This is a genomic window from Pseudomonas sp. PSPC3-2, from assembly GCF_049897085.1.
GTDB lineage: Bacteria > Pseudomonadota > Gammaproteobacteria > Pseudomonadales > Pseudomonadaceae > Aquipseudomonas > Aquipseudomonas paraveronii.
On record NZ_JAFCVO010000008.1, the window covers coordinates 147,112 to 168,673 of the forward strand.

Here is a 21,562-nt window from a genome sequence, read left to right on the forward strand (position 1 = left end):
GATGTCGTTATCCCCGCAGCAGCGCGATACTACTTTCCTGGTGATTGCGGCGTGCTTGCTCGCGCTGGGTATCTGCGCACCGTTCAGCGGGCATGACTGGCAGCGCGCGATGCAGGTGGCCATGGGCCTGTGCGCGGTGGTGTATGGGCTGACGGTCGTCCCCGTCGAGCGTCTGGTGGACCGGCCGACGGCGCTGGGCCTGGCGCTGATCGTTGTGCTGGGCCTGGTGTCATCGGCACTGGCCCATCAGCCGCTCTGGGCCTTCACCGAGGTTGCGCTGTTCATCAGTTGTGGGGCGATTGCCGTCGCGGTTGCCCTGCTGCGCCGGCACGCGGGTGAGCCTTTGGACCGCGTGCTGATCCTGATTGTGGTGCTGCTGTGCCTGATCAAGTCGATCCAATACCTGTACGCAGGCGCGCTCGCCTTCACCAGTGGCGCGCGGGTTGTTGATCCGGACTCTTTGCTGTCCGGGTTTTCCAACAAGCGCTTCTACGGTCAATTCCAGACCTTCACCCTGCCATTGCTGGCGCTGCCTTTGCTGATGCCCAAGGTCTCCCGTTCGGTGCGCGGCGCGGTGTTTGCGTTGCTGTGTGTCTGGTGGTTGATTGCGATCAGCGGCGGTACTCGTGGCACTTGTCTAGGCATGGCGGTGGCGGGTGTGGCGTTGGCACTGCTCGGGCCCTGGGGGCGACGCTGGTTGGCGTGGCAATTGGCCGCGGTGTGCGGCGGCTTGATGCTGTATGCGGCGTTTTTCACGCTGTTGGCGGGCGTTCTGGGCGTTGAGGTCGGGAGTGGCGTCAGCGATCGCCTCACCACTTCGCTGTCGGGGCGTGGCCCGATCTGGTTGCAGGCCTGGCACATGATCGTCGAGCGTCCGTGGCTGGGGTTTGGGCCGATGCACTTCGCGGATATCGCCAACCCGATCGCCGCGCATCCGCACCAGGCGATCCTGCAATGGGCCAGCGAGTGGGGTGTCCCATCGGCCCTGTGCGTGGTTGTTTTGGCGTGGCGCGGCGGCTGGGCCACCCTCGGCGTACTACGGGCGCGTGCCTGTTCCACTGAACGTGTGGACGTGCTGCGCGGGTGCCTGTTCGCGGCGTTGCTGGGTGCGCTCACGCAAGCGATGGTCGACGGCGTCATCGTGATGCCCAACTCGCAGGTCTGGTTGGCGCTGGTGGTGGGCTGGCTGATGGCGCTGCATGTGTGGCGCGCCCCTCCTGGCGCGCCGCTGCCATGGGCCTGGCGAGGGTGGCGAGTGGCGGGTGTACTGTCCGTTGGGTTGCTGGTGTGGGTCGTGATGCGTGATGCGCCGCACATCAAGCAAGCCCAGCAAGATTACCTTGAGGACGGCAACCAGCACCTGCAGCCGCGCTTCTGGGCCCAAGGGGTGATTGCCCTGCGACGCCAGTGAGTTGCCGGACGCCCGATGCGGTGCTAGCTTTAGCCCACCGCCCGTGTAGCTCAGCCGGTAGAGCAGCGCACTCGTAACGCGAAGGTCGCAGGTTCGATTCCTGTCTCGGGCACCAAGGCAACACCGTTTTCAGATGATCCCAGAATGGTTCTGAAGGCCAGGCGAGTCGGCATTCATGCCCGCTCTTTTGTATCTGCGCAACCTTGATGACCCAGATGCATCCCCATTCCTAGATCTAAGAGAACAACATGACCACGACTGAAATGACCCAGGAAGTTCGGCACCAAGTAGCCCTCGACAAATACCTCGAGGAATCGCCGCAGCTTAAAGAAGAGATCAAGGACCTGAGCGCTGACGATCAGCGCGACCAGCTCCAGTGGGCATTCGAGGACGAGGCCGAGAGCCAGGGTCTTCAGCCATGGGAACTGACCCTCAAGTACACCTCGACCGCGGACGAGTTCGAAGCCGCACGGCTGGTCTTGCACAAGGAGGCGGCTGAAGTGCTCGGCGTCGAATGGGACGAGTATTGCGAGATGAATAACCTGGTGGTTTGAACGGCTGTTGCAGGAGCCGGCAATCCGGCTCCTGCAACGAGTTTCAGAGGCTGAGGCGCATCGACAAGTCCACCGCCTTCACATCCTTGGTCATCGCGCCGATGGAGATGTAGTCCACCCCGGTTTCAGCGATGGGCAGCAGGGTGCTTTCGTTGATCCCGCCGCTGGCTTCCAGCTTGGCCTTGCCGCCGTTCAGGCGCACGGCTTCACGCATGTCGTCCAGGCTCAGTTCGTCGAGCATGATGATATCGGCGCCCGCCGCCAACGCTTCGCGTAATTCTTCCAGACTTTCCACTTCGACTTCCACCGGCTTGCCCGGGGCGATCTTGTGCGCGGCCGAAATCGCCTGGGCAATGCCACCACAGGCGGCGATATGGTTTTCTTTGATCAGGAACGCGTCATACAAACCGATGCGATGGTTGTGGCAACCGCCGCAGGTCACGGCGTATTTCTGCGCCAGGCGCAGGCCCGGTAGCGTCTTGCGCGTGTCCAGCAGCTTGACCTGAGTGCTCGCGACGAAATCCGCCAGGTACTGGGCGCGCGTGGCCACGCCGGAGAGCATCTGCAGAAAGTTCAGTGCGCTGCGTTCGCCGCTGAGCAGCGAACGTGCCGGGCCTTCGAGGTGAAACAGTGCCTGGTTGGGGCTGACGCGTTCACCGTCGGCCACCTGCCAATGCACCGCGACCTGTGGGTCCAGTTGGCGGAACACCGCGTCCACCCAGGCTGTGCCGGCGATCACAGCCGCATCGCGGGTAATGATCGAGGCCTTGGCCAGCCGTTCGGCCGGGATCAATTGCGCGGTGATGTCGCCGCTGCCGATGTCTTCCAGCAGTGCGCGGCGCACGTTGGCTTCGATTTCGGCGGTGAGGTCGGCAAGACGGAGATTCGGCATAACAGGCTCCACAAACAAAGTGCGGCGATTATAGGGGCAGTGTGCGTTTGAACCCAGTGGCCTGCTCATTTACAGCGTTATGACAGAGTTCACTGGCGCAACTCCCCTCATTTGCAAGATAATCTCGCGCCTTGCAATTGGCGTCATAGCTTTGACGTGCGGGTAAGCACCGGGTATACGCAGTGCCCAAAGGGGCCTGTCGCCGATCTTTGCCCAACCCACACCGCGGTTTCAGGAGGCCAGGATGCACAATGATGGAAAGGTGGTGCCGATCAATAAGGCACAGACCGCGCCATCGCCGCTCGCGCGGCTGCCGGTGGTGTTGCTGCAGGTTCGCGACAAAGCTGCGCAGCAACTGCAACAAGGTCTGCAGGAGCTGTTCGACAACGCTGACGACAGCCTGTTCGAAATGGCCGACAAGGCTCGTAACAACGTCGACCACCCTATTTTCTTTGAAGCCATGCGCGACCTGCGGCTCAAGCGCAAGAATTTCGAACGTGTGTTCATGGAGCAACTCTTCAAGGCCTTCGCCAGCCTGGGCGGGGCGGGGCGAGGTGAGCTGCAGATGGTGCCGGTGATGTCCTACGAGGCGCTCTCGGACACTTCACGTGGTGATGTGGAAAGAACCCTGGCGCTGGATGCCATGCTCGGGCGGGTGCGGCGACTTGACGGTCTGGCCCTGGAGCAACTGACTGCCCGTCTGAGTGCCTTGCTGGGCCGGTACATGGATGACCGTGAGAACCCCCTGGGCCCGGCGCGGTTGTGTGAATTCTTTCTGCGCGCGGGACGCAGTCTGGGCGTGGAGATTCGCGTCAAACTGATCATGCTCAAACTCTTTGAGAAATACGTGCTCAGCGACGCCGACCACCTGTACGCAGACGCCAATCAGTTGCTGGTCGCTACGGGCGTACTGCCTGAGCTCACGGTGGTGCCGGCCCGCCGCCCTGGTGGGCGCGTGGCGCGCGAGCATCAGCGTTCAGAGCGCTTGCCGGCGGCGGATCAACCGGTCGATGAAAACGGCCAGCCCGCCTTTGCCGAACTGCGTGAACTGCTGGCGGCTGTGCGGGGCAGCGTAGCGCCCACCCTGGAGGCCAGCGCCGAGCCCCAGCCCATCGCCACCCGCGATCTGCTGCGCCTGCTGTCCCATTTGCAGCAATACGTGCCGGAGCCGGACGTCGAGGATGACTTCGATCTGCGCAACCAACTGAAGCAACTGCTGACGCGTGTCAGCGTCAAGAGCGGCAAATCCAGAATCGTGGAAGCGTGCGACGAAGACGTGATCAATCTGGTCGCGCTGTTGTTCGAATTTATCCTCCATGACCACGCCGTCCCGCACGCCTTCAAGGCCTTGATCGCCCGCCTGCAGATCCCGGTGCTGAAACTGGCCGTGCTGGACAAGAGCCTTTTCAGCCGTGCCGGCCATCCGGCGCGGCGGCTGCTCAACGAAATCGGCAGCGCCGTCGTCGGTTGGAGCCCGGGTGAAGATTACCTGCGTGACGGCTTGTACCTGCGTATCGAGCAGGTGGTGCAGCGTCTGCTGAATGACTTTGCCGAAGACCCGGCGATTTTTTCCGAACTGCTGTCGGAATTCTCCGCGTTTACCGCTGACGAGCGCCGGCGCAGTGCGTTGCTCGAACAGCACACCCGCGACGCTGAGGCGGCACGCCTGCGTACCGACGCTGCCCGTCAGCGCGTGGCCGACGTGCTGAACCGGCGCTTGCTGGGCAAGGTCCTGCCACGGGCGGTGGTGCAGTTTGTGCAGCAGGCCTGGAGCCAGGTGTTGTTGCTGGCCAGTCTCAAGCACGGCGAGCAATCGGTGCAGTGGCAGACGGAGCTGCGCACCCTCGACGAGTTGATCTGGAGCGTGAGCCTGAGGGACGACACCGAGGCCGGGCGGCATTTGCTGGCGCAGTTGCCGGGTTTGCTCAAGGCGTTGCGCAACGGTTTGACCGGCGCGGCGTTCGATCCCTTCAGCACCCGTGAGTTCTTTGTTCGGCTGCAGGCCTTGCATGTTCAGGCGTTCGACGGTACGCAGACGTTGATCGAGGTGCGTGAGCCCTTCGTATTTGACCCTGGTTTGCCCGATGCTGCGCAAGACCTGGCGGCGGCTGATCCGGACTTGCTCAAAGCGCGCCAATTGCGCATCGGCGTTTGGCTGGAGTTAGAGGAACCCCCGGAAACCCTCCTGCGCTGCAAACTGAACACGATCATGGCGCCGGCCGATCGCTATATTTTTGTCAACCGCAGCGGGCTCAAGGTGCTTGAGCACAGCGCCGGCCAACTGGCCCAGGCGTTCAAGCGTGGCGTGCTGCGTATCCTGGACGATGCCCCGCTGTTCGAGCGTGCGCTGGCGACGGTGACGGGTAACCTGAGTCAATTCAATCGCGGCAAGTGATCGCAACCACAGGGCTGAACGCGGCATACTGGTCACAATTGGTCACACTCAAGGAACCTGTATGCAGTTGGACCCCGTCAGCGGTTGGTGCCAGGGTGTTCGTCATTGCCCTTCGCCCAACTTCAACGAGCGACCCGCAGGCGAAGTTTCGCTGTTGGTGGTGCATAACATCAGCCTGCCGCCGGCGCAGTTCGCCACCGGTAAGGTGCAGGAATTTTTCCAGAATCGCCTGGATGTCACGGAACATCCTTACTATGAAGGGATTGTTGACCTACGCGTGTCAGCGCATTTTCTGATTGAGCGCGACGGAGTGGTGACGCAGTTTGTGTCCTGCCTCGACCGCGCCTGGCACGCCGGGGTTTCCAGCTTCGAGGGGCGCGAAACGTGCAATGACTTTTCCCTGGGGATCGAACTGGAAGGCACGGATGACCTGCCATTTACCGATGTCCAATATGCGTCACTGATCGACCTGACACGTCAGTTGCTGGCGACTTACCCGGGTATCACCCGTCAGCGCATTTGTGGTCACAGCGATATCGCCCCGGGGCGCAAGACCGATCCCGGGCCCGCTTTTGATTGGGTGCGCTTTCGCAGCGCCCTGCAGGATGGAGAACACGCACAATGAGTTTCCTTGTATTGGTGCTGGCGGTCTGGATCGAGAAGTTCTCGGCCTTGCGCCAAAAATTGCAGCGCGACGGCGGATGGCTGCGCGAACTGGCCAAATTGGAATCGAGCCCGCGCCTCGGCAAACAGCCCTGGTTGATTCTGGCGCTGCTGGTGGTGCTGCCGGTGGCCGTGCTGGCTCTGTTGCTGCTGGTGCTGGAACCCGTGGCATACGGCCTGTTGGCGCTGCCGGTACACCTGCTGGTGCTGATCTACAGCCTGGGGCGCGGTGATCTGCTGGCGGGGCTCGGCCCATTCCGCGATGCCTGGCGGCGCGGCGACCTGCAAGCCGCCGAGCATGTGGCCGAGCGTGACCTGAAGGTCGGTGCCGACAGTGGCGAGCAATTGCTGGAGCGTGTTCAGGGGCATCTCTTGTGGCAGGCCTACCAGAGCTTTTTTGCGGTGATTTTCTGGTATTTCCTGTTGGGCCCGGTCGCGGCCCTGGCCTATCGCCTGCTGGCGTTGGCCAGTGAACACAGCCAGAACCCCCTGGTGGCCGAGCGTGCCGGGCAACTGCGGCATGCTTTTGACTGGTTGCCGGTGCGCTTGCTGGCGGCCAGCTTTGCTTTGGTGGGCAACTTTGTCGCGGTCAGCCGTGTGATGCTCCACGAGCTGTTGAACTGGGACATCAGTGCCGCGCAACTGGTGGACAAAGTCGGCCTGGTGGCCGCTGAAATCCCGCCACCGGTGGTGGGTGCCGACGGCATCAACAGCCTGGATCGCCTATGGGAACTGCTGCTGCGCGCGGCGGTGCTGTGGTATGCCGGTTTCGCCATCTGGACCGTGTTGCCCTAGCGGTCACGGTCAATCCCTGTGGGAGCAAGCCTGCTCCCACAGCTCGTTAACTTTACGTTACAAAACTCCCTTTCGATTTGAGCTATACAAGCAGAGCGCCAAATAGTGGCTATCTGCCGCCGCCCTGCGCCTCAAATAAAAATAATAGGAAGGGAGTTCACCTGTGAAGAGCTTGCTCTATCCCGCCGTCGCGCTGATGAACCGCCTGAGCTTCGGCATGAAGTTCAGTTTGATCAGCGTGTTGTTCCTGCTGCCGATGCTGGCCACCAACTATTTCCTGGTGCGCGACTCCTGGCGTGAGTTCCAGGGCACTCGCATCGAACTGCAAAGCCTGGATTTGCTCGGCAGCAGCCTGGCCTTGCGCCGTGACCTGGAAACCCTCAACAACCAGGTGCAGATCAACGCGACCCTCGGCCAATCCGGTAAGGCGGGCGATCTGGAAGGCAGCATCAATACCCTGGAACACAGCGTGCTGGCGCGCCTGCAAGGCCTGCGCGCGATGGCGACCGACCCCGAACAAGTCGCCGCGTTCGACGCCAAGCGCGACGAGCTGGTCGCCGCCTTCAAGGCCCAGCAGCAGGAGTCGTCGCTGCTGAGCAAAAGTGCGCTGATCGGCAAGTTGCTGAACAAGGCGCAGATGCTCAGCCAGATCATCGCCAGCCAATCCGGCTTGAGCCGCGACCCGCAGAGCGATCTACGCCAGCTCAGCGAGCTGATCACCAGCGTCACCCCGCAGGTCACCCAGACGTTGGGCGAAGGGCGCGCAATGGGCGCGTACTCCCTGGGCCAGGGTTTTCTCAACTCGTCCTCCAGCACGCGTTTCGACGAGCTGTTGCAGCAGTTGGAAAAGCTCCAGGCCGAATACGGCTTGAAGCTGCAGGACGCCCTGGGCTCCAGTAAACCTGCCCACGCGGCGCTCGACAGCCTGGCCAAGGCCAGCAGCGCGAGCCTCAAGCAAGGCAGTGAACTGTTTGAAGAGCAGGTGGTGATGGCCGAGACCCTCGACGCGCCGTGGCAGGGCTTCTACGAAGACGTGAGTCAATTGATGGCCCAGACCTACCAGCTCAATGAGGCCACCCTGGGCTTTCTCGGACGGCAGTTGGAACAACGGCTGACGCAAAACCGCACGCACATGCTGGTGCTGGTGTCGGCCCTGGCGGCGGTGTTTTTGCTGATCTTTTATCTGTACGCCGGTTTCTATGCCTCGACGCGCACGACGTTGCGGCGCCTGGGGGCGATGATGGACAAGGTGGCGGCGGGCGATATGACGGTCACGTTTGTCGCCCAAAGCCGCGACGAGTTGGGCGACCTCGGCCAAGTGTTCAATGGCACCGTGGCCAAGATCCACGACCTGATCGAGCGCGTCGGGCACACCGTCAGCCAGGTTGAATGGCAGGCCGGCCAGGTTGAGGTGGTCTCGGCCCGCAGTAACCAGGCGGTATCCGGGCAGCGCAGCCAGATCGAACAGGTGGCGACGGCCATGAACCAGATGTCCTCCACCGCCCAGGAAGTGGCGCGCAGCGCGGCGGCGGCGGTCAGCAGCGCGCATAGCGTCAACGATGAAACCGTCAGCGGCCGTGGCCTGGTGCAGTCCCAGCAAGGCAGCATTGCGCGGTTGGCGTCGGAGATCGACGAGTCGGTACGGGTGATCAATCAACTGGCCACCGACAGCCAATCCATCAGCAGCGTGCTGGAAGTGATCAAGAGCATCGCCGAGCAAACCAACCTGCTGGCGCTCAACGCTGCGATCGAAGCGGCCCGTGCCGGGGAGCAGGGCCGTGGTTTTGCGGTGGTAGCCGATGAAGTGCGCACGTTGGCCCGGCGCACCCAGCACTCTACCGAAGAGATCGAGCAGATGATCAGCCGACTGCACAGCGGTGTTGGCGCGGCGGTCAAGGCCATGGGCACCAGCCATGCGATGGCTGAAGGCACGGTGGGCCAGTCGGAAAAGGTCCAGCAGGCCCTGGAGAATATTCTTGGCGCCGTTGGCATGATCGTGGATCAGAACCAGCAGATTGCCGCCGCCGTGGAGCAGCAAACCGCTGTCGCCCACGATATCGACCGCAACATCGTCGAAATCAACCGCGCCGGCGAACACGCGGCCGACGGCGCGCATCAGACCGAAGCGGCCAGTCGGCAGTTGTCGCAGCAGGTGATCGAGTTGAAGCAACTGATCGGCGCGTTTCGGGTGTAGGCCGTAATCGTAGGATTAGTCTTTTACTGCTGTGGCGTTTGTCTTGATTTTGCGGCGCATCTTTTCTATCGGCGTGAATGGGTGAAAATTTTTTTCATCTGGTCACAGTCCCAAGGAGGCACGGCGATGATCGCTGTATTCGGCATCAGAGGGCACTGCGCCCGATGTGACATGACGTTTGAACTCAAGCCTTGGCAATTGAACGCGATTGCCATCGACGAGCCTTTTGAGTGCACGTATTGCCAGTCGGGCCTGCAGTTGCGTTGTCGCAAACAGTTGCGTCAATTTCGCGCCCTGGACCAGTGGGCGCTGGTTCGCCCGAGCATGATCATCCTGACCTGTGCGACCTTGCTGATGGCACTGGTGGCAGAGTGGGTGGGTTTGCTCAGTATGATCGAGCAGCTCAACCTTTCGCTGGTGGCGGTGCTGATCCATTTCCTGGTGTTGCGCTATGCCCGTCATCGGCAACGCATGACCCTGGACCTGCAGGTCGTCAGCCCGCTACCAATTGAACAGCTCGCACGCATTGCGTGTGCTCGCCTGCGCCAGCGATAACGGGCTGAGGCCCATGCGCTCGGCCAGCGCGGCGCAGATCTCGGGCAGGTGCTCCGGGCTGTTGCGCTGGCCGGGGTGCATGGCGGGCGCCATGTCCGGCGCATCGGTTTCCAGCACCACGGCCTCCAGAGGCAATTGCGCGAGTACTTTGTGCATGCGCAGCGCTTGCGGCCAGGTAGCGGCGCCGCCCAGGCCCAACTTGAAACCCAGCTTGATGTACTCACGCGCTTCTTCGCGGCTGCCGGCGAAGGCATGGATGATGCCGCCCCGTGGCAGGCGGATGCGCTTGAGGGTGGCGATCACGGCGGCATGGCTGCGGCGCACGTGCAGCAGGGCCGGCAGTTGGAAATCCACGGCCAGCTTGAGTTGGGCTTCGAACAGTTGCTGCTGGCGTTCGCGGTCGAGGTGTTCGAGGAAGTAGTCCAGGCCGATCTCGCCCACCGCGCACAATTGCCGGTGGCCCCGCAGGCGGGTCAGCCAGTCGCCCAGGGCTGTCAGGTCGGCGGGGCGATGCTCGTCGAGGTACACCGGGTGCAGGCCGAAGGCTGCGAACAAACCTTCATCGTCTTGCACCAGATCCCACAGCCGTTGCCAATTTTGCTGATACACCCCCAGCACCACCATGCGCTGCACGCCGAGTTGGCGGCTGTGCGCGAGGACTTGCCGGCGATCGCTGTCGAAGTCCGGGAAGTCCAGGTGGGTGTGGGTGTCGATCAGCTCCACGCTCACACCTCGTGAATACGCTGCTTGAAGGTTCGGCCAATGGCGTTTACGCCGGGTTGATACTGCTGTTCTTCAATCGCCGCCAGGGCCAGGCGCAGCGCGGTGTCGGCGATCAGTTGATGTTGCTGGGCCATGGCATTGACCGGCAGCGGCAGGAAATCCAGCAACTGGGTATCACCGAACGTGCCCAGGCGCAGCGGTCGCGACTTGAGCGGGAAGTCATGCAGTGCGTCGAACACGCCTTGCAGCAGCACGTAGGACGTGGTCACCAGCGCGTCAGGCAAATGCCCCAGACGCTGCAGCAATTGCTCCATCAATTGTCGGCCACAGTCACGACTGAACGCCTCGCCGTGTTCGACGATCACTTCACCGCCGAATCCGTGCAGCGCTTCACGGAAACCGGCGGCGCGCGCCTGGCTGATGCTCAGCTCGGGTCGCGCACCGATCAGCGCGATCTGCTTGGGCAGCGGTTGCAGCAGGCTGCTGGTCAGTTGCTGGCAGGCTTGGCGATCGTCGCTGACCACCGAGCAGAACTGCGCGGGGTCCATCTCGCGGTCGATGGCGATGACCGGCAAACCCTTGGCTTGCAGCTCGCGATAACTGTCATCGCTGGCCGGCAGGCAACTGGCAACGAACAGCGCGTCGCAGCGTCGGGCACGGAACAATTGCAACAACTGGCGCTCGCTATCGGCGTCATCGTCGGAGCTGGCAATCAGCAATTGATAGCCACGCGCACGCGCGCCCTGTTCCAACAACTTGGCAATCCGTGCGTAACTGGGGTTTTCCAGGTCTGGCAGGATGAAACCCAAGGTGCGCGTATGCCGACTGCGCAGCCCGGCAGCCTGAGGGTTGGGGGTGAAGCCATGGGCTTGGACCACCGCACGCACGCGCTCGACGGTTGCACTGCTGATGCGTTGCTGTTCGGCTTTGCCATTGATGACATAGCTGGCGGTGGTCACGGACACACCGGCGAGACGGGCGATATCACTGAGTTTCAAACCGGGATTTCCTTGTTTTCTGGAGCTTGCCCCGACAGTTTGTCCAATCGTAACCGATTACTGCAGACGACCAATGTCTCAGCTCAGGTGCCGAGAGGGTCTTCAAGGATGCGCAATTAACGCGTAATCTGCCATGCATTCTAGATTAAACGTTTCAGCAAGCGTATTTTTGCGATGTTCGCCACTGAGTGATTGCTGCCAACCGACTGCTCAGTCAGTTTATGCGTGAACGACTTTAGACTGATTTATTCAAAACAATACCTAGTGCGCCCGCCGCACTAACTAGGAGAACGGCATGCTTGAGCTCACCATAGAGCAGATATCCATGGGCCAGACGGCTGTGGATAAATCTGCTGCCTTGCACCTGCTCGCTGACAAACTGGTGGCCGACGGCCTGGTCGCCGAGGGTTATCTCAGCGGCTTGCAAGGGCGTGAAGCCCAAGGCTCGACCTTTCTCGGCCAAGGTATTGCGATCCCCCACGGCACGCCCGAAACTCGCGACCAGGTGTTTTCCACCGGCGTGCGCCTGCTGCAGTTCCCCGAAGGGGTGGACTGGGGCGATGGCCAGATCGTCTACCTGGCGATCGGTATTGCCGCCAAATCCGATGAGCACCTGCGCCTGCTGCAACTGCTGACCCGCGCCCTCGGTGAAACCGACCTGGGCCAGGCGCTGCGCCGCGCAGCTTCCGCCGAAGCGTTGCTGAAACTGCTGCAGGGCGCGCCGCAGGAATTGGCGCTGGACGCGCAAATGATTGGGCTCGGTGTGTCCGCCGATGACTTTGAAGAACTGGTGTGGCGCGGCGCACGCCTGCTGCGCCAGGCCGATTGTGTGAACAATGGCTTTGCCGCCGTGTTGCAGCAGGTCGACGCGCTGCCCCTGGGCGATGGCCTGTGGTGGCTGCACAGCGAGCAGACCGTCAAGCGCCCGGGCCTGGCGTTTGTCACCCCGGACAAACCCATGCGTTACCTCGGCCAGCCGCTCAACGGCCTGTTCTGCCTGGCCAGCCTCGGCGAAGCGCACCAGACCTTGCTGGAACGCCTGTGTGCGCTGTTGATTGAAGGGCGAGGCCAGGAACTCGGCCGCGCCACCAGCAGCCGCGCGGTGCTTGAAGTGTTGGGCGGCGAGTTGCCGCCCGACTGGCCCAGCGCGCGCATCGCCCTGGCTAACGCTCACGGCCTGCACGCACGGCCAGCGAAGATCCTTGCGCAACTGGCGAAAAGTTTTGACGGCGATATTCGCGTGCGCATCGTCGATGGCGCGGTGGGCGCCGTGTCGGTGAAAAGCCTGAGCAAGCTGCTTAGCCTCGGCGCCCGGCGTGGCCAGGTGTTGGAGTTTGTCGCGGAGCCGGCGATTGCTGGCGATGCGCTGCCCGCGTTATTGGCGGCGGTGCAAGAGGGGCTCGGCGAAGAGGTCGAGCCGCTGCCTGCCGCGAGTGCGCAAGCCGCCGTTGTGGATCTCGAACCGGCGCTCAGCGCGCCGCTGGCCGGTAGCCAGATCCAGGCCATCGCCGCCGCCCCCGGCATCGCCATCGGCCCGGCGCATATCCAGGTGCTGCAACCGTTCGACTATCCGCTGCGTGGCGAGTCCTCGAGCATCGAACGCCAGCGCCTGCACGCCTCACTGGCGGACGTGCGCCGCGATATCCAGGGCCTGATCGAACGCAGCCAGGCCAAGGCGATCCGCGAGATTTTCATCACCCACCAGGAGATGCTCGACGACCCGGAACTGACCGACGACGTCGACACCCGCCTCAAACAGGGTGAAAGCGCCGAAGCAGCCTGGATGAGCGTGATCGAAGCCGCCGCCAAACAACAGGAGTCGTTGCAGGACGCCCTGCTCGCCGAGCGCGCCGCCGACCTGCGCGACATCGGTCGCCGCGTGCTGGCGCAGTTGTGCGGTGTCGAAACCGTCCAGGAACCGAGCGAACCCTACATTTTGGTGATGGACGAAGTCGGCCCGTCGGATGTCGCACGCCTCGACCCGGCCCGCGTCGCCGGTATTCTCACCGCCCGTGGCGGGGCCACCGCCCACAGCGCCATCGTCGCCCGCGCCCTGGGCATTCCCGCGTTGGTGGGCGCCGGCCCGGCCGTGTTGCTGCTGGCCGCCGGTACGCCGTTGTTGCTCGACGGCCAGCGTGGCCGCCTGCATGTCGACGCCGACGCCGCGACCCTGCAACGCGCCACCGTCGAACGCGACACCCGTGAACAACGCCTGCAAGCCGCCTCGGCGCAGCGCCATCAACCGGCCCTGACCCGCGATGGTCACGCCGTGGAAGTGTTCGCCAATATCGGCGAAAGCGCCGGCGTGGCGAGCGCGGTGGAGCAGGGCGCCGAAGGCATTGGCCTGCTGCGCACCGAACTGATTTTCATGGCCCACCCCCAGGCGCCGGACGAAGCCACCCAGGAAGCCGAATACCGCCGCGTACTCGACGGCCTCGGCGGTCGCCCGTTGGTGGTCCGCACCCTCGATGTGGGCGGCGACAAACCGCTGCCGTATTGGCCGATCGCCGAGGAAGAAAACCCCTTCCTCGGCGTGCGCGGCATTCGCCTCACGCTGCAACGCCCGCAGATCATGGAAGCGCAGTTGCGCGCGCTGCTGCGCTCGGCGGATAACCGGGCGCTGCGCATCATGTTTCCGATGGTCGGCAGCGTCGATGAGTGGCGCGCGGCCCGGGACATGACCGAGCGCCTGCGCCTGGAAATCCCGGTGGCCGACCTGCAACTGGGGATTATGATCGAAGTGCCGTCCGCCGCATTGCTCGCGCCGGTGCTGGCCAAGGAAGTCGATTTCTTCAGCGTCGGCACCAACGACCTGACCCAGTACACCCTGGCCATCGACCGTGGCCACCCGACGCTGTCGGCTCAGGCCGATGGCCTGCACCCGGCCGTGTTGCAATTGATCGACATCACCGTGCGCGCCGCCCATGCCCATGGCAAATGGGTCGGCGTGTGCGGTGAGCTGGCCGCCGACCCGCTGGCGGTGCCGGTGCTGATCGGCCTCGGCGTGGATGAGTTGAGCGTGTCGGCCCGCAGCATTCCTGAAGTGAAGGCGCGGGTGCGTGAATTCAGTCTGAGCCAGGCCCAGAGCCTGGCCCAACAAGCACTCGCGGTGGGTTCGCCCGCCGAAGTGCGAGCCCTTGTGGAGGCCGTGTAGATGGCAAGGATTTTGACCCTGACGCTCAACCCGGCGTTGGACCTCACGGTACGCCTGGCGCGCCTGGAACCCGGTGAAGTCAATCGCAGCGAGACGATGTTGACCCACGCCGCCGGCAAGGGCGTGAATGTCGCCCAGGTGCTGGCTGACCTCGGCCATCACGTCACCGTCGGCGGTTTTCTCGGCGAGGACAACCCCCAGGCGTTTGAGGCGCTGATCGCTCGCCGTGGGTTTGTCGATGCGTTCATCCGCGTGCCCGGCGAGACCCGTAGCAATATCAAGATCGCCGAACACGGTGGCCGCGTCACCGACATCAATGCGCCGGGGCCGCAGGTCAGTGAGCAGGCACAGCAAGCGTTGCTCAATCAACTCACGTTGATTGCCCCAGGGCACGATGCGGTGGTGGTCGCCGGCAGTTTGCCGCGCGGTGTCAGCCCGCTGTGGTTCCAAGGCTTATTGGAGCAACTGAAAAACCTCGGCTTGAAAGTTGCCCTGGACACCAGCGGCGAAGCCCTGCGCGCCGGGTTGAAGGCCAGCCCGTGGTTGATCAAGCCCAATACCGAAGAACTCGCCGAGGCCCTGGATTGCCCGACGGACTCCGTCGACCAACAGGCCCAGGCCGCCGAGCGTTTGCATGCCGAGGGCATCGAGCATGTGGTGATTTCCCATGGCGCCGACGGCGTGAACTGGTTCAGCCCCGGCACGGCGTTGCATGCCACGCCGCCGAAGGTCAGCGTCGCCAGCACCGTCGGCGCAGGTGATTCGCTGCTGGCCGGGATGCTCCACGGTTTGCTCGGTTTCGATGTGCCCGAAACGACCTTGCGCCGTGCCACGGCAATTGCCGCGATGGCCGTCACGCAGATAGGGTTTGGCATCAGCGATGACGCGCAGTTGGCGCGTCTCGAAAGCGGCGTCCATGTGCGCCCGCTGACAGAACAATAAGAGGGTTTGTGATGAATTTAGCCATTGTTACCGCCTGCCCGAACGGCATGGTCACCAGTGTGCTGTGCGCCCGTTTGCTTGACGCCGCCGCGCAGCGCCAGGGTTGGAGCACCAGCGTCGAAGTGGTGGACGTGCAGCACCCGGAACGCCAGCTGTCCCAGGCCACGCTCGATGCCGCCGAGTGGGTGTTGCTGGTCAGCAGCACGCCGGTGGAGATGCAGCGGTTTGTTGGCAAGCGCGTGTTCCAAAGCACCCCAGCCCAGGCCTTGCAGGACGTCGAGGCCGTGTTGCGCCGTGGCGCCGAAGAGGCCCAGGTGTATGTCGCCAGCCAAGCCCCGGTGGCGACGAAACAGGCTCCGCGGATTGTCGCGATTACCGCCTGCCCGACTGGCGTAGCCCACACCTTCATGGCCGCCGAAGCGTTGCAGCAGACGGCCAAGCGCCTGGGCTATGAGTTGCAGGTGGAAACCCAGGGTTCGGTCGGCGCACGCACACCGTTGAGCCCGCAAGCGATTGCCGAGGCCGACGTGGTGTTGCTGGCGGCGGATATCGAAGTCGCCACCGAGCGCTTTGCCGGCAAGAAGATCTACCGCTGCGGCACCGGCATTGCCCTCAAGCAAGCCGAAGCGACCCTCAACAAGGCCCTGGCCGAAGGCGTCGTGGAAAGCGCGGCGAGCGGCACGGTGGCCAAATCGGAAAAAACCGGGGTCTACAAACACCTGCTGACCGGCGTGTCGTTCATGTTGCCGATGGTGGTGGCGGGCGGTTTGTTGATCGCCTTGTCGTTCGTGTTCGGCATCCATGCCTTTGAAGAAAAAGGCACCCTGGCGGCGGCTCTGAAAACCGTCGGTGACCAGGCCTTCATGCTGATGGTGCCGCTGCTCGCGGGCTATATCGCCTACTCGATTGCCGACCGGCCTGGGCTGGCCCCCGGCATGATCGGCGGGTTGTTGGCCGGTACGTTGGGCGCGGGCTTTATCGGCGGGATTGTTGCCGGTTTCCTTGCCGGTTACTGCGTCAAGCTGATCACTCGCGCGGTGCGCCTGCCGCAAAGCCTGGAGCCGCTCAAGCCGATCCTGATCATCCCGTTGCTGGCGAGCCTGTTCACGGGCCTGGCGATGATCTATCTGGTGGGTCCGCCAGTGGCGCGGCTGCTCACCGGCCTGACCGACTTCCTCAGCACGATGGGCACCACCAATGCTGTGCTGCTCGGCATCCTGCTCGGCGGCATGATGTGCGTTGACCTGGGCGGGCCGATCAACAAGGCCGCGTATGCGTTCTCCGTCGGCTTGCTGGCGGCGTCCAGCGGTGCGCCGATGGCCGCGACCATGGCGGCCGGTATGGTGCCTCCGATTGGGATGGGTATCGCGACCTTCCTGGCCCGGCGCAAGTTTGCCCAGACCGAACGCGAGGCCGGCAAGGCCGCGATGATTCTGGGCCTGTGCTTTATCTCCGAAGGCGCGATTCCGTTTGCCGCCAAGGACCCGCTGCGGGTGATCCCGGCCAGCATCGCCGGCGGCGCGTTGGCCGGTGCGCTATCGATGTACTTCGGCTGCAAACTGACGGCGCCCCACGGCGGCTTGTTTGTGCTGATTATTCCGAATGCGATGAACCATGCGCTGCTGTACTTGCTGGCGATTGTCGCCGGTAGCGTGTTGACGGGGCTGGTGTACGCGTTGATCAAACGCCCGGAAGCGGTGGACCTGGCGGTCACCGCAGCCAAGGCCTGACACCGTTAAAAATGTGGGAGGGGGCTTGCCCCCGATGGCGGTGGGTCAGTCCATTCATGGGTGACTGACACATCGCCATCGGGGGCAAGCCCCCTCCCACATTGCGATCTGCAGTGCCTTGAAGGCGGTGTCACATCCGCTTCATCCCTGCGTGTTCAAATTTCCCTTTTGATACTCAAGAGGGCACTTGCATGAGCCACTTCGATCTCAGCCGTCGCCGCGTGATGCAAACGGTCGGCGCCGGTCTGTTGCTGCCGGGGCTGGCGCCGGCGGTGATCGCGTCGGTCAAGGACCGGCCGCAACTCACCGATGGCGTGCAGTCCGGCGACGTGCTCGGCGACCGCGCGATGATCTGGAGCCGCAGCGACCGCCCGGCGCGGATGGTGGTGGAGTGGGACACCCGCAGTGTGTTCAGCAACCCCCGCCGATTCGTCTCGCCGCTGGCCGACACCCTCAGCGACTTTACCGCCCGCGTCGAACTCACCGGGCTGCCCGCCGACCAGGCGATTTTCTACCGCGTGCAGTTCGAAGATGCCCAGACCGGCGTCGCCAGCGAGCCCTGGTTCGGCCACCTGCGCAGCGTGCCGCGACAGCGTCGTGATATTCGTTTTGTGTGGAGCGGCGACACCGTCGGCCAAGGCTTCGGCATCAACCCGGACATCGGCGGCATGCGCATCTACGAAGCCATGCGCCTGCGCCTGCCGGACTTCTTTATTCACAGCGGCGACACCATCTACGCCGACGGCCCGGTGCCGGCGCAACTGACCACCGAGGGCGGGCGCATCTGGCGCAACATCACCACCGAGGCCAAGAGCAAAGTCGCTGAAACCCTCGATGAGTATCGCGGCAATTACCGCTACAACCTGCTGGATGAAAACGTGCGCCGCTTCAACGCCGAAGTGCCGCAGATCTGGCAGTGGGACGACCATGAGGTGGTGAACAACTGGTCGCCGAGCAAGCAGCTCGATGAGCGTTACCAGACCCGGGACATCAACACCCTGGTCGGCCATGCGCGTCAGGCCTGGCTGGAATATTCGCCCATGCGTCGACAAAGCGCCGACGGCGGCGGGCGGATTTATCGCAAGCTCAGTTACGGGCCGCTGCTGGATGTGTTCGTGCTCGACATGCGCAGCTATCGCGGGCCCAACGATGACAACCTGGGCGGCGCAAAACCCTTCCTCGGCCGAGAGCAACTGGACTGGCTCAAGCGCGAACTCAAAGCCTCCCAGGCCCAATGGAAAGTGATCGCCGCCGACATGCCCATCGGCCTCGGCGTGCCTGACGGCGAAGTCAGCCCGGGCGTGCCGCGCTGGGAAGCGATCGCCAACAACGACCCCGGCCCGGCCCAGGGCCGCGAATTGGAAATCGCCGAGCTGCTTGGGTTTCTGCGCGCGCAGCAGGTGCGCAACCATGTGTGGTTGACGGCGGATGTGCATTACTGCGCGGCGCATCACTACCACCCCGATCGCGCAGCGTTTCAGGACTTCGAGCCGTTCTGGGAGTTTGTCGCAGGGCCGCTGAATGCGGGGAGCTTCGGGCCCAATCCGCTGGATAAAACCTTTGGCCCGCAGGTGGTGTTCGAAAAAGCACCGCCTGCGCAGAACACGTCGCCGTTTGCCGGGTTCCAGTTTTTTGGCGAAGTGCAGATCGATGGGCAGACGGCGGAGTTGACGGTGATGCTGCGCGATCTGGATGGGGTTTCAGTGTTCGAGCAAAAGCTGCAACCGGTCTGATTTGGCATGCAGTCAACACTAATTTGGAAAGCAGTCAAAAACTGATTTGAAATACAGTAAAAACTGACTTGGAATGCAGTCAAAAACTGATTTGGAATGCAGTCAAAACTGTGGGAGGGGGCTTGCCCCCGATGGCGGTGGGTCAGTAACCCATGAATTGACTGATACACCGCCATCGGGGGCAAGCCCCCTCCCACATGGGTTCTTCAGTGTTTGCAGGATTTCAGTAGACATCCCGGCGATAGCGGCCCTGTTCGATCAAACGCTCCACCGTCTCACTGCCCAGCACCTCATGCAGCACCTGATCCACCCCCGCAGCCATCCCCTGCAAACTGCCACACACGTAGATCGCCGCGCCGTCCGCCAGCCATCGCCGCAACACGTCCGCCGATTCGCGCAGGCGATCCTGTACGTAGATCTTTTCCTCCTGGTCGCGGGAAAACGCCAGGTCCAGCAGCGCCAGGTCACCGCTGGCCAACCAGCCTTGCAGTTCGTCCTGGCACAGGTAGTCGTGGGCGATAGTGCGTTCGCCGAACAACAGCCAATTGCGCTGCTGGCCGTCGGCAATGCGCGCCTTGAGCAAGCTGCGCAAACCGGCCAGGCCCGTGCCGTTGCCCAGCAGGATCAACGGCGCAGGCGCGTCCGGCAGGTGGAAAGCACTGTTGCGGCGCAAGCGCAGGGTGATGCTCGAGCCGAGGGCCGCGTGTTCGGTCAGCCAGCCCGAGCCCAGGCCGAGTGTGCCGTCTGGATGACGTTCCTGGCGCACGATCAACTCCAGCACGCCGTCGCTGGGAATCGAGGCGATCGAGTATTCGCGCATGCCCAAGGGCGCCAGCGCGTTCACCAGCGCCTGGGCATGCAGGCCCACCAGATGGGCGCGGTTGTCCGGCAGTTGGCGGGTGGCCAGGGCCTGGTCGAGGGTGTGGGCCAGACCGTCGATCAGCACGCTTTCGCGGCTGGCCAAGCCCAGGCCCTCGAGGAACTGCGTAATGGCCCCGGTGCCGTTGCGCGGCAGGATTTCCACCAGGTCGCCAGCGACCCAGCTTTGTGCCGATGGCACGGCCAGTTCCAGCAAGTAGACAGCCGAACCGACACTGCCAGGATTGAGCAAGGTGCGCTGGTTCAAGCTGCAGTTTTCATACTGTGCGCTCGGCCACGCTGCTGTCGGCGCATGCCCGGTGAGTTGGCCCAGTTGTTGTTGCCAGTGCTGCAGGGCGCGGGTGTCGCCGCTGTCGACTTCCACGGGGGCGAACAACGGGTTGCCGCCCTGGTTGGTCAGCCAGAAATGCAGGCGCCGGGCAAAGCCGCAGAAGTGCGTGTACTGGCGATCGCCGAGGGCCAGCACCGAGTAGTTCAAGCCCTTGAGGGACAGGTCCTGGCCGAGCACGCTGCGCTCGAAGCCACGGGCGCTGTCGGGCGCTTCGCCGTCGCCGAAGGTGCTGACCACGAACAGCGCGTTTTCTGACTGGCGCAGTTGGTCCTGGCTGACGCTGCCCAGCGGCTGCACGTTCACCGGCAAGCCGGCCGCCTGCAATTGCCCGGCGGTCTGCCAGGCCAGTTGTTCGGCAAAACCGCTCTGGCTGGCAAAGCCGATCAGCCACGCCGGCGCATGGCTATGGTTGGCGCCGAGGCTCTCGCGGGCATCGCGCACCTGGCGCTTTTTACGGCGGCGGTCGAGGTACAGCAGCCAGCCGGTGATGAAAAACAGCGGCATGAGCAGCGAGCTGACGGTGAGGATGATCCGCCCCACCAGGCCGAAGTAACTGCCGGTGTGCAGTGCATAAATGCTGGTCAGCAATTGAGCCTTGAGGCTTTTGCTGGCGTAGCGGTCGTGGGATTTCACCGCGCCGGTCGCAGGGTCCAGGTTGATCTGGTTCAGCGCGCGGTCGTGGGGCGAGTTTTCCAGCAGGTAAAACACCGTGGCCGGCTGCCCGGCGACCGCCGGCATGCGGATGTTGTAAGCGCTCAAGCCTGGGCCGGCGTTGCTGTAGATGCTGCTCCAGATCGCGTCGTAGTTGGCCTCCGGCGCCGGTCCTTGCGGCGGCGGGCCGCGTTTGCGCATCCGTTCATTCTGCGGGGCGTCGGACAGCAGCTTGTTCAGACCCCGGTTGTACCATTCGTAGGACCAGGACAGGCCGGTCAGCGCCGCCAACAGATAGAACAACAGGCACCAGGTGCCGAACACCGAGTGCAGGTCCCAATTGAAACTGCGGCCCTTTTTGCGCCAGTCCAGGGTCAGCCACGCGCGCCAGCTCGCCACCTGGCGCGGCCAGCGCAGGTACAAGCCGGAGAGACAGAAGAACAGCAGGATCAGCGTGCAGGCCCCGGTGATTTGCCGGCCGGTGTCGCCCATCGCGAGGAAGCGGTGCAGTTGCAGGATAAACCCGAACACGTCCTGGCCGACGGCGTCGCCCATGTAGTCGCCGGTGTAGGGATCGAAGTAACGCATCTGGCCGCGCCGTTCGCCCGGCGGTGGGGTGAAGAACACGCGCGCGGCGCTGCCGCTGTCGGTTTCCACCCACAGCATCGACACGGTTTTGCCTTCGCTGGCTTCGAGCTTGCGCACCAGCTCGGCGGGCGGCAGTACCCCGGCCTCGCGTTTTTCCACGCTCAGTACGCTGGGGTTGAGCGCACGCAATAGTTCATCCTGGAACGACACCGCCGCCCCGGTAATCCCCATCAAGGCCAGCACCAGCCCGGCAGTGATGCCGAAGAACCAGTGCAACTGGAACAGGGTTTTCTTCAACACGTCGGACCGCCTCGCTCATCTGGGTATCTGTAGCACGGCGCGCATTATGCCGTGGGTTGTCGAGAAACTTTGTT

Annotated in this window: 15 protein-coding genes, 1 tRNA gene and 1 pseudogene; 13 read left to right on the forward strand and 4 right to left on the reverse strand. The window is 63.4% G+C overall.

Going from position 1 to position 21,562, the window contains the following annotated elements; genetic code table 11:
* Position 1 precedes the first annotated feature (1 nt).
* The 3 genes from ACP7CJ_RS15320 (at position 2) to ACP7CJ_RS15330 (ending at position 1,965) form a co-directional block, all read left to right on the forward strand.
* The gene (locus ACP7CJ_RS15320) at positions 2-1,411 is read left to right on the forward strand and encodes an O-antigen ligase family protein (RefSeq protein WP_426100745.1); all 1,410 of its coding nucleotides are present in this window, start codon (positions 2-4) and stop codon (positions 1,409-1,411) included.
* A 39-nt stretch (positions 1,412-1,450) separates the two neighbouring features.
* A tRNA-Thr gene (locus ACP7CJ_RS15325) sits at positions 1,451-1,526 on the forward strand.
* A 133-nt stretch (positions 1,527-1,659) separates the two neighbouring features.
* Positions 1,660-1,965 carry a DUF6388 family protein gene (locus ACP7CJ_RS15330; protein WP_426100743.1) on the forward strand — a complete coding sequence of 102 codons (306 nt, stop codon included), beginning with the start codon at positions 1,660-1,662 and terminating at the stop codon, positions 1,963-1,965.
* A gap of 43 nt (positions 1,966-2,008) precedes the next feature.
* Here the strand turns inward: ACP7CJ_RS15330 and nadC are convergent, their stop codons facing one another.
* Positions 2,009-2,857 (reverse strand): carboxylating nicotinate-nucleotide diphosphorylase, encoded by an 849-nt coding sequence (gene nadC / locus ACP7CJ_RS15335; protein ID WP_426100741.1) that lies wholly within the window; start codon positions 2,855-2,857, stop codon positions 2,009-2,011.
* Between the two features lie 244 nt (positions 2,858-3,101).
* Here nadC and ACP7CJ_RS15340 point away from each other — a divergent pair, with 244 nt between their 5' ends.
* From ACP7CJ_RS15340 to ACP7CJ_RS15365, 6 genes and pseudogenes are all read left to right on the forward strand, one after another.
* Complete coding sequence (locus ACP7CJ_RS15340; protein ID WP_426100739.1) at positions 3,102-5,252, forward strand: DUF1631 domain-containing protein; 2,151 nt, start codon at positions 3,102-3,104, stop codon at positions 5,250-5,252.
* 61 nt (positions 5,253-5,313) lie between these two features.
* A complete protein-coding gene (ampD, locus tag ACP7CJ_RS15345) occupies positions 5,314-5,877 on the forward strand; it encodes a 1,6-anhydro-N-acetylmuramyl-L-alanine amidase AmpD (protein WP_276196485.1) in 564 nt (187 codons plus the stop codon).
* Positions 5,874-6,710 carry a regulatory signaling modulator protein AmpE gene (ampE, locus tag ACP7CJ_RS15350; RefSeq protein ID WP_426100737.1) on the forward strand — a complete coding sequence of 279 codons (837 nt, stop codon included), beginning with the start codon at positions 5,874-5,876 and terminating at the stop codon, positions 6,708-6,710. Before ampD ends, ampE begins: the two co-directional genes overlap by 4 nt.
* Positions 6,711-7,842: 1,132 nt before the next feature.
* Positions 7,843-8,046 (forward strand): annotated as a pseudogene (locus tag ACP7CJ_RS15355) (HAMP domain-containing protein); the annotation flags it as partial.
* A 153-nt stretch (positions 8,047-8,199) separates the two neighbouring features.
* Complete coding sequence (locus ACP7CJ_RS15360) at positions 8,200-8,904, forward strand: methyl-accepting chemotaxis protein (RefSeq protein WP_425262669.1); 705 nt, start codon at positions 8,200-8,202, stop codon at positions 8,902-8,904.
* A 126-nt stretch (positions 8,905-9,030) separates the two neighbouring features.
* Entirely contained in the window at positions 9,031-9,459 is a 429-nt protein-coding gene (locus ACP7CJ_RS15365; protein ID WP_426100735.1) for a hypothetical protein, read from the forward strand.
* Here the strand turns inward: ACP7CJ_RS15365 and ACP7CJ_RS15370 are convergent.
* Both ACP7CJ_RS15370 and cra read right to left on the reverse strand, forming a co-directional pair.
* Positions 9,406-10,182 carry a TatD family hydrolase gene (locus ACP7CJ_RS15370; protein WP_426100733.1) on the reverse strand — a complete coding sequence of 259 codons (777 nt, stop codon included), beginning with the start codon at positions 10,180-10,182 and terminating at the stop codon, positions 9,406-9,408. The two genes, ACP7CJ_RS15365 and ACP7CJ_RS15370, sit on opposite strands and share 54 nt — an antisense overlap.
* Before the next feature lie 2 nt (positions 10,183-10,184).
* Positions 10,185-11,180: a catabolite repressor/activator gene (gene cra / locus ACP7CJ_RS15375; protein WP_426100731.1), complete on the reverse strand. Its 996-nt coding sequence runs from the start codon at positions 11,178-11,180 to the stop codon at positions 10,185-10,187.
* 295 nt (positions 11,181-11,475) lie between these two features.
* Here cra and ptsP point away from each other — a divergent pair, with 295 nt between their 5' ends.
* From ptsP to ACP7CJ_RS15395, 4 genes are all read left to right on the forward strand, one after another.
* Positions 11,476-14,334 carry a phosphoenolpyruvate--protein phosphotransferase gene (gene ptsP, locus ACP7CJ_RS15380; protein WP_426100729.1) on the forward strand — a complete coding sequence of 953 codons (2,859 nt, stop codon included), beginning with the start codon at positions 11,476-11,478 and terminating at the stop codon, positions 14,332-14,334.
* Positions 14,335-15,276, forward strand: a complete 942-nt coding sequence (gene pfkB, locus ACP7CJ_RS15385; RefSeq protein WP_276196489.1) for a 1-phosphofructokinase — start codon at positions 14,335-14,337, stop codon at positions 15,274-15,276.
* A gap of 11 nt (positions 15,277-15,287) precedes the next feature.
* The gene (locus tag ACP7CJ_RS15390; RefSeq protein ID WP_426100727.1) at positions 15,288-17,006 is read left to right on the forward strand and encodes a PTS fructose-like transporter subunit IIB; all 1,719 of its coding nucleotides are present in this window, start codon (positions 15,288-15,290) and stop codon (positions 17,004-17,006) included.
* Between the two features lie 191 nt (positions 17,007-17,197).
* Complete coding sequence (locus ACP7CJ_RS15395) at positions 17,198-18,739, forward strand: alkaline phosphatase D family protein (RefSeq protein ID WP_426100725.1); 1,542 nt, start codon at positions 17,198-17,200, stop codon at positions 18,737-18,739.
* Positions 18,740-18,962: 223 nt separating this feature from the next.
* On the opposite strand, the gene ACP7CJ_RS15400 is transcribed toward ACP7CJ_RS15395, so the two are convergent.
* Entirely contained in the window at positions 18,963-21,488 is a 2,526-nt protein-coding gene (locus tag ACP7CJ_RS15400; RefSeq protein ID WP_426100723.1) for a PepSY domain-containing protein, read from the reverse strand.
* Positions 21,489-21,562: the final 74 nt, after the last annotated feature.